The sequence below is a fragment of the Novosphingobium sp. fls2-241-R2A-195 genome (genome assembly GCF_030209485.1).
Classification (GTDB): Bacteria; Pseudomonadota; Alphaproteobacteria; order Sphingomonadales; family Sphingomonadaceae; genus Novosphingobium; species Novosphingobium resinovorum.
The window spans coordinates 26,581-41,174 of sequence record NZ_JARVRY010000007.1 but is presented as its reverse complement, the minus strand read 5'-3'; the positions used below and the strand labels follow the sequence as shown (position 1 = coordinate 41,174).

Below are 14,594 nucleotides of genomic sequence, written 5' to 3'. Positions count from 1 at the left end.
TGACAAGTGTTTCACTGCCTCGTTTGTGTAAACCCCGGCGTGATCCGCAAAGGTTCATGCCATCACAGGCAGGCTTCGAGATAGGCCTGGTCGAAGCCGAACTGGCGGGCCTTTTCCAGCGTGTAGGGACGCAGGCCCGAGGGGCGGAATTCGCCGATGATCTTGCCGTCGTCGGTCTCGTCCAGATACTCGAACTTGAACAGTTCCTGGGTGACGATGACGTCGCCTTCCATGCCGATCACCTCGGTGATGTTGGTGGTGCGGCGCGAACCGTCGCGCAGGCGCTTCACCTGAACGATGAGGTCGACCGACTCGGCGATCTGGCGGCTGATGGCTTCCTTGGGGATCTTGATGTCGCCCATCAGGATCATGTTCTCCATACGGCCCAGGCATTCGCGCGGGCTGTTGGCGTGGAGCGTGCACATCGAACCGTCGTGGCCGGTGTTCATGGCGGCAAGCAGGTCGAAACACTCGGCGCCGCGGATTTCGCCCAGGATGATGCGGTCAGGACGCATACGCAGGGCGTTCTTGACGAGGTCGCCGATGGTGATCGCGCCCTGGCCTTCGAGGTTGGGCGGGCGGGTTTCCAGCGGCAGCCAGTGCGGCTGCTGCAGGCGAAGTTCGGCCGCGTCCTCGATCGTCAGCACGCGCTCGCCCGGGTCGATCATCTTGGACAGGGCGTTGAGCATCGTCGTCTTGCCCGAACCCGTACCGCCCGAGATCACCACGTTCATGCGGCAGGCACCGGCGATCTTGAGCGCGGTTGCCATTTTCTCGCTCATCGAGCCGAAGCCCTGCAGCATGTCGATGGTGATCGGCTTCTCGGAGAACTTACGGATCGAGATCGCGGTGCCGCGCAGCGACAGCGGCGGCACGATCACGTTGACGCGGCTGCCGTCCTTGAGGCGGGCGTCGGCCAGCGGCGTGGTCTGGTCGACACGGCGGCCGACCTGGTTGACGATGCGCTGGGCGATCTGGAACAAGTGCTGCTCGTCGCGGAACTTGGTCGGGGCGAGCTGCAGCTTGCCCTTCTTTTCGATGTAGGTCTGGTTCGGGCCGTTGACCATGATATCGGAGATATCCGGGTCGTTGAGCAGTTCCTCCAGCGGCCCGAAGCCAAGCAGTTCGTCGATCAGCACCTTTTCCAGCGCGAACTGTTCGCGGCGGTTGAAGGTGATTTTCAGCTCGGCGAGGACCTCCATGATGATCGGACGGAATTCCTCCGACAGCTCATCCTTGGTCAGCGTCGCGGCGGCTTCGGGATCGACGCGCTCCAGCAGGCGCGGCAGAACCTGCTCCTTGATCTTGTGGATCGAGGCCTCGAAGCCGTTCTGCTCCGACTCTGCGTGGACGGCGTTGGCGCGATCGGCCAGACGCGACATGGCGTCGTCGCGCGACGGGATGAGCGAATCGCCGGACATGGACGGAAACTGGTCGCCAGGTACGGGAGCGGAGCCCGGAAGGGCAGTGGTTGCATCGCCTCCGCTCTTGAGCGGCTTGGCCACGCCGAAAGCAGGGCGCGCGCCCTGACCCATACCACCGATGCCGTTGCGCCGACCGAATGCCGTCATGAAACCGTCAACCTCAAGCGCCGCCCTTGGAAGGGGGCGATCCATGCCTAATTCCAGGCACTGTTAAGGTTGAAACTTTGATAACTTACTAATGCGCTGCACCGGAGGGCGAAGTGGACGATGACGATCGCACCTGCTGGCTGTGCACGCGGCCGCTGGGACACAAGGTGGAATGGCATCACCCGGTGCCGAAAAGCCGGGGAGGGCGCGAGACGGTGCCGCTTCATCCGATTTGTCACCGGACGATCCATGCGGCGCTGGGCAATGCGCAACTGGCGCGGATGAAGCCGGAAAGCGCGGAGCTTCTTAAGGTGGAGGAGATCGCGCGGTTCGTGCGCTGGGTGGCGGGAAAGCCGCCGGATTTCCATGCGCCGACGCGGCGGAGGCGGTGAGCCAAAGCAAAACGGGCGGGCGGCCTTTCGACCACCCGCCCGCCGCAAGGATTCGGATGAACCTTAGTTCTTGGTCTTGTCGACCAGGGCGTTGGCGCCGATCCAGGGCATCATGGCGCGCAGCTTGGCGCCGGTTTCCTCGATCGGGTGACGCTTGGCGGCAAGGCGCGACGCCTTCAGCTCGGGCTGGCCGGCGCGGTTGTCGAGCACGAAGTCCTTCACGAAGCGGCCCGACTGGATGTCTTCCAGAACGCGCTTCATTTCCTTCTTGGTCTCTTCGGTGATGATGCGTGGACCGGTCTTGATGTCACCGTATTCAGCGGTGTTCGAGATCGAATAGCGCATGTTGGCGATGCCGCCTTCATACATCAGGTCGACGATCAGCTTCAGCTCGTGGAGGCACTCGAAGTAGGCCATCTCGGGAGCGTAGCCGGCTTCCACCAGCGTCTCGAAACCGGCCTGGACCAGCGCGGTGGCGCCGCCGCAGAGCACGGCCTGCTCACCGAACAGGTCGGTTTCGCATTCCTCGCGGAAGTTGGTCTCGATGATGCCCGAACGGCCGCCGCCGACGCCCGAAGCATAGGCGAGGGCGATGTCCTGCGCGTTGCCGGTGGTGTCCTGGTGGATCGCGATGAGGCAGGGCACGCCGCCGCCGCGCTGGTATTCGCTGCGCACGGTGTGGCCCGGGCCCTTCGGCGCGATCAGGAACACGTCGATGTCGGTGCGCGGCTCGATCAGGCCGAAGTGGACGTTGAGGCCGTGAGCGAAGGCAAGCGCGGCGCCGGGCTTCAGGTTCTCATGGATGTCGGCGGCGTAGATAGCGGCCTGATGCTCGTCGGGGGCGAGGATCATGATGACGTCGGCCCATGCGGCGGCGTCCTTGTTCGACATGACCTTGAAGCCGGCGGCTTCGGCCTTCTTGGCGGTGGCCGAACCGTCACGCAGGGCGATGGCGACGTTCTTGACGCCCGAATCGCGCAGGTTCTGGGCGTGGGCGTGGCCCTGGCTGCCGTAACCCAGGATCGCGATGTTCTTCTCGGCGATCAGGTTGATGTCGCAATCGGCGTCGTAATAGACCTTCATCGTTCTTCCTTCCGTCATCCCGGCGGACCGGGACGGTTATTGTCCAAGCGCCGCCCGAACGGACCGACGCAATTTTGAAATTCAGGCTTCTTCAGGCCCACGGGCCATGGCAACGATGCCGGTGCGGCCGACCTCGACGAGGCCGAGGTCGCGCATCAGCGCCACGAAGCTGTCGATCTTGTCCGGGGCGCCGGTCATCTCGAAGATGAAGCTTTCGGTCGTGGTATCGACCGGGCGAGCACGGAACACATCGGCGATGCGCAGGGCCTCGACACGCTTCTCGCCGACGCCCGCGACCTTCACCAGCGCGAGTTCACGCGCCACATGCGGGCCGACTTCGGTGAGATCGACGACCTTGTGGACCGGAACGAGACGCTCGAGCTGCGCGTGGATCTGGTCGATCTGGCTGCGCGGGCCGTGCGTCACGATCGTGATCCGGCTCACCGAATGATTGTCGGTGATGTCGGCCACGGTGAGGCTGTCGATATTGTAGCCGCGTGCGGTGAACAGGCCGGCGATCTTGGCGAGAATGCCCGCCTCATTGTCGACCGTCACGGTCAGGACGTGCCGTTCCTCGGTTTCATGCTGGATGTGCATCATGGGTTCTCTCGTCCTCAGACCAGCGCTTTGGCTTCGTCGTCCATCGTGCCGGCAACGCTGTCGCCGTAGAGGATCATGTCGGTATGCGCGGCGCCCGAGGGGATCATCGGGAAGCAGTTGGTTTCCTTGTGGACCAGGCAGTCGACGATCACCGGACCGGGATGGTCGATCATCGCCTGGATGCCCGCGTCGAGCTCGCTCTCGTTCTCGATGCGGATGCCCTTCCAGCCGTAGGCTTCGGCAAGCTTCACGAAGTCGGGCAGGCTATCGGAGTAGGAATTCGAATAGCGGCTCTCGTACGTCAGTTCCTGCCACTGGCGGACCATGCCCATCCACTCGTTGTTGAGGATGAAGACCTTGACCGGCAGGCGGTACTGCGTGGCGGTGCCCAGTTCCTGAATGTTCATCTGGATCGAGGCGTCGCCCGCGATGTCGATGACGAGGCTGTCCGGGTTGCCGCACTGCGCGCCGATCGCTGCGGGCAGGCCGTAGCCCATTGTGCCCAGCCCGCCCGACGTCAGCCACTTGTTGGGCTTGAAGAACGGGAAGTACTGTGCCGCCCACATCTGGTGCTGTCCGACTTCGGTGGAGATCACCGGGTCCTTCGACTTGGTCAGCTCGTACAAGCGCTCGATCGCCAGCTGCGGCATGATCGCTTCCGCGTTGGCGGGGTAGGCGAGGCTCTTGCGCTCGCGCCAGCCGTCGATGCGGGCCTTCCAGCCGGTGAGATCCTGCCCCTTGCGGGTGCCCCACTCGGCCAGCATCTGGTCGAGGACGGTGGCGCAGTCACCGATGATCGGCAGGTCGACCGGCACCGTCTTGTTGATCGAGGCGCGGTCGATGTCGATGTGGATCTTTTCCGAATTCGGCGCGAAGGCGTCGAGGCGGCCGGTCACGCGGTCGTCGAAACGGGCGCCGATGCAGACGATCAGGTCGGCCTGGTTCATCGCCATGTTGGCCTCGAACGTGCCGTGCATGCCCAGCATGCCCAGCCAGTCGGCGTGGTCGGCCGGGAAGGCGCCGAGGCCCATCAGCGTCGAGGTGACGGCGGCTCCTGTCTTCGCCTGCAGTTCACGCAGCAGCGCGGTTGCGCGCGGGCCCGAATTGATGACGCCGCCGCCGGTGTAGAACACCGGCGCCTTGGCATTCGCCAGCATGGCGACCGCGCGGGCGATCTCGTCCGAGGTGCCTTCGGTGCGCGGGCTGTAGCGCTGCTTGCGCTGGATCGGGCCGTCGCTCCACGTCGCCATGGCGATCTGGACGTCCTTGGGAATGTCGATCAGCACCGGGCCGGGGCGGCCGGTGGTGGCGATCTGGAACGCCTCGTCGACGATCGCGGCAAGGTCGGCCGGGTCCTTCACCAGATAATTGTGCTTGGTGCAGTGGCGCGAGATGCCGACGGTGTCCGCTTCCTGGAACGCATCCGAGCCGATCAGCCCGGTCGGGACCTGGCCGGTGATGACGACCATCGGAATCGAATCCATGTAGGCGTCGGCGATGCCGGTGATCGCGTTGGTCGCGCCCGGGCCCGAGGTGACGAGCACGATGCCGGGCTTGCCGGTCGAGCGCGCATAACCTTCAGCGGCGTGCGCCGCACCGGCCTCATGACGGACGAGGATGTGGCGAAGTCGTTCGTCACCGAAGAGAGCGTCGTAGATCGGTAGCACGGCGCCGCCGGGATAGCCGAATACGAACTCGACCCCCTGCTTGACCAGGCTTTCGACCAGGATGCTCGCGCCGCTGCGCTCTTCACTCACAATACATTCCTTCATTAATTCGTTCGGGCGGGAGCACCGGCAATTCCGGCTGCCTCCCTAATGAATCCGACCCGGCACGTCGGCTTGGGCGTACCGGGTCGTCTCCTCTCCTCCCCGCATAACTTCCATCAGCGAGGTAGGATCGGCCTCTAGGCATGTGGATATGTCAGGTCAACCCGGAAAGCGCAATAAAATATCATTTATGGCATTTGAGTTGTAATTTTCACATTGCAAGCGATGCCAATCAGCGGGGGGCTGGTGCCTCAGCCACGTAAATTGGCGCTTGGCGTAGTTGCGCGTCGCCTGCGATCCGCGTTCGATCGCGGTTTGCAGCGGCCATTCGCCTTTGATGACGCCTGCGAGTTCCGGGACGCCGATGGCGCGCATCACCGCGAGGGCGGGGTCGAGATCGCGGGCGAGGAGTGCCTCCACTTCCGCCAGGGCCCCGCGTTCGACCATGCGCTCGAACCGCAGGTCGCAGCGCGCATAAAGCCACTGGCGCTCGGGCAGCAGGATCGCCGGGTGAAGCGCGACCGCGTGGCCGATGCCGCCTTCGGTCTGCGTCTGCCAGTGCGTGAGGCCGTGACCGGTGGAGCGCACGACCTCCAGCGCGCGTGCGACGCGCGTGGTATCTGCCGGGGAGAGGCGAGCGGCACGCTCGGGGTCTTCGACGAGGAGCGCGGCGTAGGCCTCGGCGACGGGCAGGGCGCGTACCGCCTCGCGGATGTCCGGATCGATCCCAGGGATCGGCGCGATCCCGTCGAGCAGGGTGCGGATATAAAGCCCGGTGCCGCCGACGAGGATCGGCACCGCGCCCTCGGCATGGACCTGCGCGATGGTCGCGGCTGCCGCGCGGGCCCAATCGGCGGCGGAGCAGCTTTGCGCGCCGTCCCAGGCACCGAACAGGCGGTGCTCGATGCCGCCCATGTCCGCTTCGGTCGGGCGCGCGCTCAGGAGCGTCAGGTCGGCGTAGACTTGCGAGCTGTCCGCGTTGACCACCACCGCGCGGCGGCCCCGACGTTCGAGTTCCTGTGCCAGGGCCACCGCACAATCGCTCTTGCCGCTGGCGGTCGGCCCTGCGATGAGCGCCAGCGGCGGCCGGTCTCCGGCTGAGATATCGTATGGCGCATCAAGGGAATTCGCAGTGCTCATTGCCCGGCTGATAGCAGAACCGGATCATCTTTCGACCAGTCTCGAAGCTGCGAAAGCGCAAATGGCTGAAGGCGGCGTGCGGATCGCGGATGCGACGATGCTCGATTTCTGCGGGCAGACGATGCAGATCGACTCGCCTGATGATGATGCCGAAGTCCTGCGCGCCGCGCTCGACGCGCATTTCGGCACGACTGACGGCCTCGTCACCGCCGATGAACCGGTGGTGCCCAAGGTGTTCATTTCCGACATGGATTCGACCATGATCGGGCAGGAATGCATCGACGAACTCGGCGATTTCGCAGGGTTGAAGGAGCGCATCGCCGACATCACAGAGCGCGCCATGCAGGGCGAACTCGACTTCGAGCAGGCGCTGCGCGAGCGTGTCGGGCTGCTGAAGGGGCTCTCCACCAGCGCCATCGACGAATGCCTCGCCACGCGAATCCGGCCGATGCCGGGTGCGAAAGTGCTGGTCGAGACGCTCAAGAAGCTGGGCTGCCGCACCGTGCTGGTGACCGGCGGTTTCCATCACTTCGCCGACCCCGTGGCAGAGATGCTGGGCTTCGAGCATGTCGTCGGCAACCGTCTCGAAGTTGCGGACGGCAAGCTGACCGGTGGCCTCGTCGGCGGGATCGTCGATTCGTCGGTGAAGCAGGCGACGCTGCTGGCCGAACTGGAAGCGCTCGGAAACGTGGGGGGCGAGGGTGTCACCAGCCTCGCCACGGGCGACGGTGCGAACGACATTCCGATGCTGGAGACGGCGACGTACGGCATCGCCTATCACGCCAAGCCCAAGGCGCGCGCGGCCTCGAACGGCTGGATCGATCGCGGCGACCTGACCAGCGTGCTGCGTCTGCTTGGCATCCCCGAGAAGGACTGGGTGCGCTAAAACTATCCCCTCGTCATTGCGAGCGAAGCGAAGCAATCCAGAGCGGCGCAAGACTGCCCTGGATTGCTTCGCTTCGCTCGCAATGACGAGAAGTTTGCGGGTTATCCCGCGCTGACTTCCAGCACTTCGATCGCCTCTTCCCGGCCGTTGAAGTCCACGAGATCGCCGACCTCCGCGCCCAGAAGCGCCTTGGCGAGCGGGGCGACGAATGCCAGCCGGTCGTGTGCCGGATCGGCCTCGTCATGGCCGACGATTACGATCTCGCGCGCCTTGCCGCCCAGCATGAAGCGCACGCGGCTGCCGAAGCGGACGATGCCGCCCTCCGGCACCGGCTGCACTTGCGCCGTGTCGAGCCGCGCCTGCCAGTAGCGCAGATCCCGTTTGGCGGAGTTCAGGGCGGTCTCCTCGGTCAGCGCGGCGATGTTCGCCTCCAGTTCCGCGATCTTCTCTGCGATCAGTTCACGGCCTCGCGCGGTAACGAGATTGGGGCCGGGTGGGATCGGCACCTCGAACTTGGGCTCCAAGTGCTCCTCGTCCCCGTCGCGCCGGAAGGCGACGCTCATTTCCCGCGACCCATCAGGGTTTCGAGTTCCTCGTGGACTTCCAGCCACTCGGTCTCGGCCAGTTCGAGGGCCTCTGCCGCCGTGCCGTGCAGCTTGCCCAGCGCGCCGACCGCGAGGCCCTTGAGATCGCCCTTCGCCGAGGCCGGATCGGCCAGCGCGTCGAGCAGGCTGTCGACGTGAGCCTGTGCGCGCTTCATGCGCGTCTCGGCCGCCGTCACCTTCTTGCGCAGCGCCTTCAGTTCCTCGCGCGCGATGGCGCCGCTCTTCTTGACCGGCGCATCGCCGCCCTTGGCCGAGACCGTCTCGACCTTGGGCTGGTTCCGGCCCAGCACGAAGTCGATGTAGTCCTCCATCGACCCATCGTAGTTCTCCGCCGTGCCGCCCTCGACCAGCACCAGCCGGTCGGCGGCCAGTTCGACCATGTGACGATCGTGGCTGACGAGGATCACCGCGCCCTCGAACGAATTGAGCGCCTGCACCAGCGCCTCGCGCGCATCGACGTCGAGGTGGTTGGTCGGCTCGTCGAGGATCAGCATGTGCGGCGCGTCGCGCGTCACCAGCGCCAGCGCCAGACGCGCGCGCTCACCGCCCGAAAGCGTGCCAGTCACCGCCGTCGCGCGGTTGCCGGAGAAGCCGAAGCGGCCGAGCTGCCCGCGCACCGCGAGCGGCGGCTTGCCCTCCATCGCGCGGGTCATCAGTTCCAGCGGGGTGGAATCGCCCGGCAGTTCCTCCACCTGATACTGCGTGAAGTAGCCGATGCGGATCTTGGGCGAGAAGGTGATCCCGCCTTCCATCGGCTCCAGCTGGCGGGCGAGCAGGCGCGCCAGCGTGGTCTTGCCGTTGCCGTTGCGGCCCAGCAGCGCGATGCGGTCCTCGGGATCGATGCGCAAATTGAGGCGGCGCAGGATCGGCTTGTCCTCGACGTAGCCTACGGCGGCGAGGTCCAGCGTGATCAGCGGCGGGCGCAGTTCGTCGGGGCTGGGGAAGTCGAAGCTGAGCGAGGCATCTTCGGCCATCGCCGCGATCGGCTGCATCTTCGCCAGCATCTTGGCGCGCGACTGCGCCTGCTTCGCGGTAGAGGCACGCGCCGAGTTGCGCGCGACGTAATCGGCCAGCTTCTTCTTCTGCGCTTCCTGGTTGGCGCGCGCGGCGGCGGCCTGGGCGGCGCGTTCGGCGCGGATGCGCTCAAAGCTGTCGTAGTCGCCGGGATAGAGCGTCAGCTTGCCCTGTTGCAGGTGCAGGATGTGGTCGACCACGGTGTTGAGCAGGTCGCGCTCGTGGCTGATGACCAGCAGCGTCTTGGGGTAGCTCTTGAGGAAGTTCTCCAGCCACAGCGTCGCTTCGAGGTCGAGGTGGTTCGACGGTTCGTCGAGCAGCATGACGTCGGGTTCGGAGAACAGCAGCGAGGCGAGCGCGACGCGCATCTTCCAGCCGCCCGAGAAACTGTCGAGGGGCCGCGCCTGCATCTCCTCGTCGAAGCCGAGGCCGACGAGGATGCGCGCCGCGCGGGCAGGGGCGGTATAGGCGTCGATCGCGATCAGCCGCTCGTGCACGTCGCCGAGGCGGTTCGGATCGGTGCACGTCTCAGCCTCGGCCAGAAGCGCGGTGCGCTCGGTGTCGGCTTCTACCACTGCCTCGAATGGGGTTCGGGTGCCGTTGGGTGCCTCCTGCGCAATGTAGCCGAGACGCGCACGGCGCGGCATCTCGACCGAACCGCCGTCGGGATCGAGTTCGCCGATGATCGTCTTCACCAGCGTGGACTTGCCGGCGCCGTTACGGCCGATCAGCCCGATCTTGCCGTTCTGCGGCAGCGTGGCCGACGCGCCGTCTAGGATGGTGCGGCCGCCAAGGCGCACGGTGATATCGCGAATGCTCAACATGGCGCGAGCGCCTAGCAGGCTTGGCGGGAAAGCGGAACAAGATCAACACAAGGAATCTGGGGCCATCGCCCCAGACCCCCATACTGTCGTCGTTGTGCGTGCAGCCTTGTCAGCCAAGATGACGCCGAAGGCTATTTTGTCTTCCATCTCACCGTCGGGCGTAAGGATGCGTCGCGCGTGACCTCGACGGTATACGGGGTGCAGGGGTGGTAAACCCCTGCGTCCGTTAGGCGCTCTTAACGTCGTCTAGTTAACACTTGACGCCTTGCGAAACTTATCAACACGAAAACTTTGCCCGCATGTTTCCAGCACTTCTCCTCCACCTGTCGCAAACGGCAGGAATCCTTTAGAGTTTGGGCTTGCAACCCCGAATCACATGTGATTCAAGCGACATATGCGGACCGTGCGACAGGACACCAACATAGCCAGAGAACGTCTCGTGAAGGGCCTTGCCCTCGCGCTGCTGTTGCTCATGGGTCTCTGGTGCGTCGCCGGACCCAGCGGCTTGCTTGCCTGGGGTGAGAACCAGCGTCTGCTCGATCAGCGCGAGAAGCAACTGGTCGATCTCAAGGTCGACCGTGATCATCTCAAGAACCGCGTCGCACTGCTCGATCCCAGGAAGATGGATCCCGACCTCGCGGGCGAACTGGTCCGCAGCAACCTGAACGTCGCGCGTCCCGACGAAATGGTGATGCAACTCCCCTGAGGTCTCGCGCGTTGCCTCTCGTTGGAGAGATGTCGCAATGCCGTTTTTTGCAAACCTCGTTGCAAAAAAGTCCACGTTCGGAGCCCGTTTTCGAGCCTGCGCGCTTTCGCTTTGGCTGCGTCCTTCCTATACCGCCCTCACTGAAACGATCGCACCAACGATGGGGAGCACCCGTTGCCCAAAGCAAAGACCCCGGCAGTAGAAACCGCTGCCGTAGAAGAGGATTTCGCGCTCCACAGCCTCCAGGAAGCCCTGGACGCGGACAAGCGCTACAAGCCTTCCAAGGAAGAGCTCCTGCATTTCTATGAGCAGATGCTGCTCATCCGCCGCTTCGAGGAAAAGGCCGGCCAGCTTTACGGCCTCGGCCTGATCGGCGGCTTCTGCCACCTTTACATCGGCCAGGAAGCTGTCGCCGTGGGCCTGCAGTCCGCGCTCGACAACGACAAGGACTCGGTGATCACCGGTTACCGCGATCATGGCCACATGCTCGCCTACGGCATCGATCCCAAGGTCATCATGGCCGAGCTGACCGGCCGCGAAGCCGGTATCTCGAAGGGCAAGGGCGGCTCGATGCACATGTTCTCCGTGGAGCATCGCTTCTACGGCGGCCACGGCATCGTCGGCGCGCAGGTCTCGCTTGGCGCGGGTCTGGCGTTCGCGCACAAGTACCGTGAAGACGGCGGTGTCGCGATGGCCTACTTCGGCGACGGCGCGGCGAACCAGGGCCAGGTCTACGAGAGCTTCAACATGGCGGCTCTCTGGAAGCTGCCGATCATCTTCGTGATCGAGAACAACGGCTATGCCATGGGCACCGCCGTGAAGCGCGGCTCGGCCGAGACGCACTTCCACCGCCGCGGCACCGCGTTCCGCATCCCCGGCATGTCGGTGGACGGCATGGACGTTCTCGAAGTCCGCAAGTCGGCCGAGATCGCGCTGGAGTACGTGCGTGCAGGCAACGGTCCGGTTCTCATGGAACTGAACACGTACCGCTATCGCGGCCACTCGATGTCGGACCCTGCGAAGTACCGCAGTCGCGAGGAAGTCCAGGGCGTGCGCGAAAAGCGCGACCCGATCGACCACGCCAAGACCGAACTGCTGGCCATGGGCGTGACCGAGGAAAGCCTCAAGGAAGTCGACAAGCGCATCCGCGCGCAGGTCGCTCAGTCCGCCGACTTCGCCGAGAACTCGCCGGAGCCCAGCGCCCCCGAACTGTATACCGACGTCCTGGTGGAGAGCTACTGAGATGGCGATCGAACTGAAGATGCCCGCTCTCTCCCCGACGATGGAAGAGGGCAAGCTGGCCAAGTGGCTGGTCAAGGAAGGCGACGAGGTTTCCTCGGGCACCATCCTTGCTGAAATCGAAACCGACAAGGCGACGATGGAATTCGAATCCATCGACGAAGGCACCGTCGGGAAGATCCTCGTGGCCGAAGGCACCGAGGGCGTGAAGGTCGGCACCGTGATCGCGATGCTGGCGGGCGAGGGCGAGGACGCCTCCGCCGTCGAAGCGCCCAAGGCTGAAGCCAAGGCCGAGGAAGCGCCGAAGTCGGAAGAGAAGAAGCCTGCAGAGAGCGGCACCGCCAATCTCGCCAGCGATCTCAAGACCGCCCGCGATCCGCAGCTGCCGCACGGCACCAACATGAAGACCTCGACCGTCCGCGACGCTCTGCGCGACGCCATGGCCGAGGAAATGCGCCGCGACAGCCGCGTCTTCGTGATGGGCGAGGAAGTCGCCGAGTACCAGGGCGCCTACAAGGTGACCCAGGGCCTGCTCGAAGAGTTCGGTCCCACCCGCGTCATCGACACCCCGATCACCGAGTACGGCTTCGCCGGCATCGGCACCGGTGCGGCGATGGGCGGTCTGCGTCCGGTCATCGAGTTCATGACGTTCAACTTCGCCATGCAGGCGATCGACCACATCATCAACTCGGCCGCCAAGACCAACTACATGTCCGGCGGCCAGATGCGCTGCCCGATCGTGTTCCGTGGTCCCAACGGCGCGGCCTCGCGCGTGGGTGCGCAGCACTCGCAGAACTACGGTCCGTGGTACGCCAACGTCCCCGGCCTCGTGGTCATCGCGCCGTATGATGCTTCGGACGCCAAGGGCCTGCTCAAGGCGGCGATCCGTTCGGAAGACCCGGTCGTGTTCCTTGAGAACGAGTTGGTCTACGGCCGTTCGTTCGAACTGCCCGAGCTGGACGATCACGTCCTGCCGATCGGCAAGGCGCGGATCATGCGCGAAGGCAAGGACGTGACGATCGTGTCCTACTCGATCGGCGTCGGCCTCGCTCTCGAAGCAGCCGAGCGTCTGGCCGAAGAGGGCGTGGACGCCGAAGTCATCGATCTTCGCACCCTGCGCCCGCTCGACAAGGAAACGGTGCTCGCCAGCCTTGCCAAGACCAACCGCATGGTCGTGGCCGAGGAAGGCTTCCCGGTCTGCTCGATCGCCTCGGAAATCATCGCGATCTGCATGGAGGAAGGCTTCGACAACCTCGACGCGCCGGTCGTGCGCGTGTGCAACGAGGACGTGCCGCTGCCTTACGCCGCCAACCTCGAAAAGCTGGCGATCATCGACGCCGACCGCATCGTCGCGGCGGTGAAGAAGGTCACCTACAAGTAATCTCGCGGCCCTTCGGGGCTTGGGATGATGCGCGGGCGGCGGTGTTTCGGCACCGTCGCCCGTGTCGCGTTTGGGGTTTCGCCGCGCTCCGGCACCGACTAGGGAAACCGGGTGACCGACTCCCCAACTCCCACGATTTCCGCCTCCAACGAGGATATCCTCTTGCAGTCGCTGCCCACCGTGTCGCGCCTGGCGCTGGTCTATGCGCCGAAGTCCGCGCGTGAGCAGACGCTGGCGCTGCTGGCGCTCGATGCGCGCCTTGCCCATTTGCTGCGGCATTCGCGCGAGCCCATGATGGCGCAACTGCGTCTGGCATGGTGGCGCGAATCCCTTGGCCAGTCGGCCGAGAAGTGGCCCCACGGCGAGCCGCTGCTGGCGCTGCTGAAAAGCTGGAACGGCCATCACGGCAGTCTCGCCGCGCTCGTCGATGGTTGGGAAGCCATGACCGGGCCCGCGCCGCTTTCAGCCGAAGCGCTCGAGACCATGGCGCAGGGCAGGGGCGAGGCGTTCGCCGCGCTGGCCGACGCTCTCGGCCGGAGCCAGGAGCGCGAGGCCGCGCTGAAGCTGGGCCGCGCCTGGGCACTCAACGATCTGGCGATGCGGCTCGGCCATGCCAGCGAGCGTGAGACCGCGCGCGAACTTGCACGGGCGAGCAGCGGCGTTCGGGTCTCCCGCGCGTTGCGGCCGCTGATGGTGCTGCATGGCCTAGCCGCGCGGCGTCTCGCCAAGGGTGACGAATCCGGCGCGACTTCGCCCGCTGCCATGCTCAAGGCGATGCGGCTCGGGCTGCTGGGCTTCTGATTGCAGCGTTGTAATTTCCGCTCGCGCGCCGGGTGGTTCTAGGATCGCGGGGTCATGGATACCGCGCAATGAATCGCTTTCTGCTCGGCGGCCTCGCCGTTTTCGTACTCCTGGGCATCGGCCTGTTCTGGTGGCAGGGACACGCCGAAGTCGAGGCTGCCGCGCCTGCTGCCGCGCCGATGGCGACGGAGCCTGCCCCGCTGCCGAGCGCCGATGTGGGCGACATGGTCGGCCCCGAACTTCCCGAGGCGACCGAACTCAGCCGTGAGCAGCGCCGCTTCGGACGCTACGATCGCGACCGTGACGGACGGATTTCCCGCAACGAGATGCTATCGACGCGTTCTGACATTTTCCGCAAGCTCGACAAGGACGGCAACAATCTGCTGACGTTCGAGGAATGGGCCGTGGCAACCGTCGACAAGTTCGACGGGGCGGACGGGGACCGCGACGGCTATCTCACGCCCGCCGAATTCCGCAAGACGGCGCCGCCGCCCAAGCCGAAGCCGAAGCCGAAATGTTCGTGTTGATTTTTGCGGTAGGGTGGTGCCCACCCCGCTGGGACTAACTCGCTACGCTCGCAAGT

The 14,594-nt window shown here is 65.1% G+C and carries 14 protein-coding genes; 7 read left to right on the top strand and 7 right to left on the bottom strand.

The window, feature by feature from the left end; genetic code table 11:
• Window positions 1-62 precede the first annotated feature (62 nt).
• Window positions 63-1,571, bottom strand: a complete 1,509-nt coding sequence (locus tag QRN25_RS07590; RefSeq protein WP_271183385.1) for a TadA family conjugal transfer-associated ATPase — start codon at window positions 1,569-1,571, stop codon at window positions 63-65.
• Between the two features lie 113 nt (window positions 1,572-1,684).
• On the opposite strand from QRN25_RS07590, the gene QRN25_RS07585 reads away from it, so the two are divergent.
• Window positions 1,685-1,963 (top strand): HNH endonuclease, encoded by a 279-nt coding sequence (locus QRN25_RS07585; protein WP_285018397.1) that lies wholly within the window; start codon window positions 1,685-1,687, stop codon window positions 1,961-1,963.
• Between the two features lie 63 nt (window positions 1,964-2,026).
• Here QRN25_RS07585 and ilvC read toward each other — a convergent pair whose 3' ends face one another.
• From ilvC to miaA, 4 genes are all read right to left on the bottom strand, one after another.
• Window positions 2,027-3,046 (bottom strand): ketol-acid reductoisomerase, encoded by a 1,020-nt coding sequence (ilvC, locus tag QRN25_RS07580; RefSeq protein ID WP_008833476.1) that lies wholly within the window; start codon window positions 3,044-3,046, stop codon window positions 2,027-2,029.
• 81 nt (window positions 3,047-3,127) lie between these two features.
• Entirely contained in the window at window positions 3,128-3,646 is a 519-nt protein-coding gene (gene ilvN / locus QRN25_RS07575) for an acetolactate synthase small subunit (protein ID WP_285018394.1), read from the bottom strand.
• Window positions 3,647-3,660: 14 nt separating this feature from the next.
• Complete coding sequence (gene ilvB / locus QRN25_RS07570) at window positions 3,661-5,403, bottom strand: biosynthetic-type acetolactate synthase large subunit (protein ID WP_285018392.1); 1,743 nt, start codon at window positions 5,401-5,403, stop codon at window positions 3,661-3,663.
• Window positions 5,404-5,574: 171 nt separating this feature from the next.
• A complete protein-coding gene (gene miaA, locus QRN25_RS07565) occupies window positions 5,575-6,555 on the bottom strand; it encodes a tRNA (adenosine(37)-N6)-dimethylallyltransferase MiaA (protein ID WP_285018389.1) in 981 nt (326 codons plus the stop codon).
• Between the two features lie 61 nt (window positions 6,556-6,616).
• Between miaA and serB the strand changes: the two genes are divergently transcribed.
• Window positions 6,617-7,441, top strand: coding sequence for a phosphoserine phosphatase SerB (gene serB / locus QRN25_RS07560; RefSeq protein WP_285018386.1), 825 nt, complete (start codon window positions 6,617-6,619; stop codon window positions 7,439-7,441).
• A gap of 101 nt (window positions 7,442-7,542) precedes the next feature.
• On the opposite strand, the gene QRN25_RS07555 is transcribed toward serB, so the two are convergent.
• Window positions 7,543-8,004 (bottom strand): GreA/GreB family elongation factor, encoded by a 462-nt coding sequence (locus QRN25_RS07555; RefSeq protein WP_285018384.1) that lies wholly within the window; start codon window positions 8,002-8,004, stop codon window positions 7,543-7,545.
• A complete protein-coding gene (locus tag QRN25_RS07550; protein ID WP_285018382.1) occupies window positions 8,001-9,884 on the bottom strand; it encodes an ABC-F family ATP-binding cassette domain-containing protein in 1,884 nt (627 codons plus the stop codon). Before QRN25_RS07550 ends, QRN25_RS07555 begins: the two co-directional genes overlap by 4 nt.
• A 394-nt stretch (window positions 9,885-10,278) precedes the next feature.
• Between QRN25_RS07550 and QRN25_RS07545 the strand changes: the two genes are divergently transcribed.
• The 5 genes from QRN25_RS07545 (at window position 10,279) to QRN25_RS07525 (ending at window position 14,538) form a co-directional block, all read left to right on the top strand.
• Entirely contained in the window at window positions 10,279-10,590 is a 312-nt protein-coding gene (locus QRN25_RS07545; protein ID WP_036524742.1) for an FtsB family cell division protein, read from the top strand.
• Window positions 10,591-10,764: 174 nt separating this feature from the next.
• Entirely contained in the window at window positions 10,765-11,832 is a 1,068-nt protein-coding gene (gene pdhA / locus QRN25_RS07540) for a pyruvate dehydrogenase (acetyl-transferring) E1 component subunit alpha (protein ID WP_008833484.1), read from the top strand.
• 1 nt (window position 11,833) lies between these two features.
• The gene (locus QRN25_RS07535; RefSeq protein ID WP_285018378.1) at window positions 11,834-13,210 is read left to right on the top strand and encodes a pyruvate dehydrogenase complex E1 component subunit beta; all 1,377 of its coding nucleotides are present in this window, start codon (window positions 11,834-11,836) and stop codon (window positions 13,208-13,210) included.
• A 111-nt stretch (window positions 13,211-13,321) separates the two neighbouring features.
• Entirely contained in the window at window positions 13,322-14,011 is a 690-nt protein-coding gene (locus QRN25_RS07530; RefSeq protein ID WP_285018377.1) for a hypothetical protein, read from the top strand.
• Between the two features lie 68 nt (window positions 14,012-14,079).
• Complete coding sequence (locus tag QRN25_RS07525; RefSeq protein WP_271183373.1) at window positions 14,080-14,538, top strand: EF-hand domain-containing protein; 459 nt, start codon at window positions 14,080-14,082, stop codon at window positions 14,536-14,538.
• Window positions 14,539-14,594: the final 56 nt, after the last annotated feature.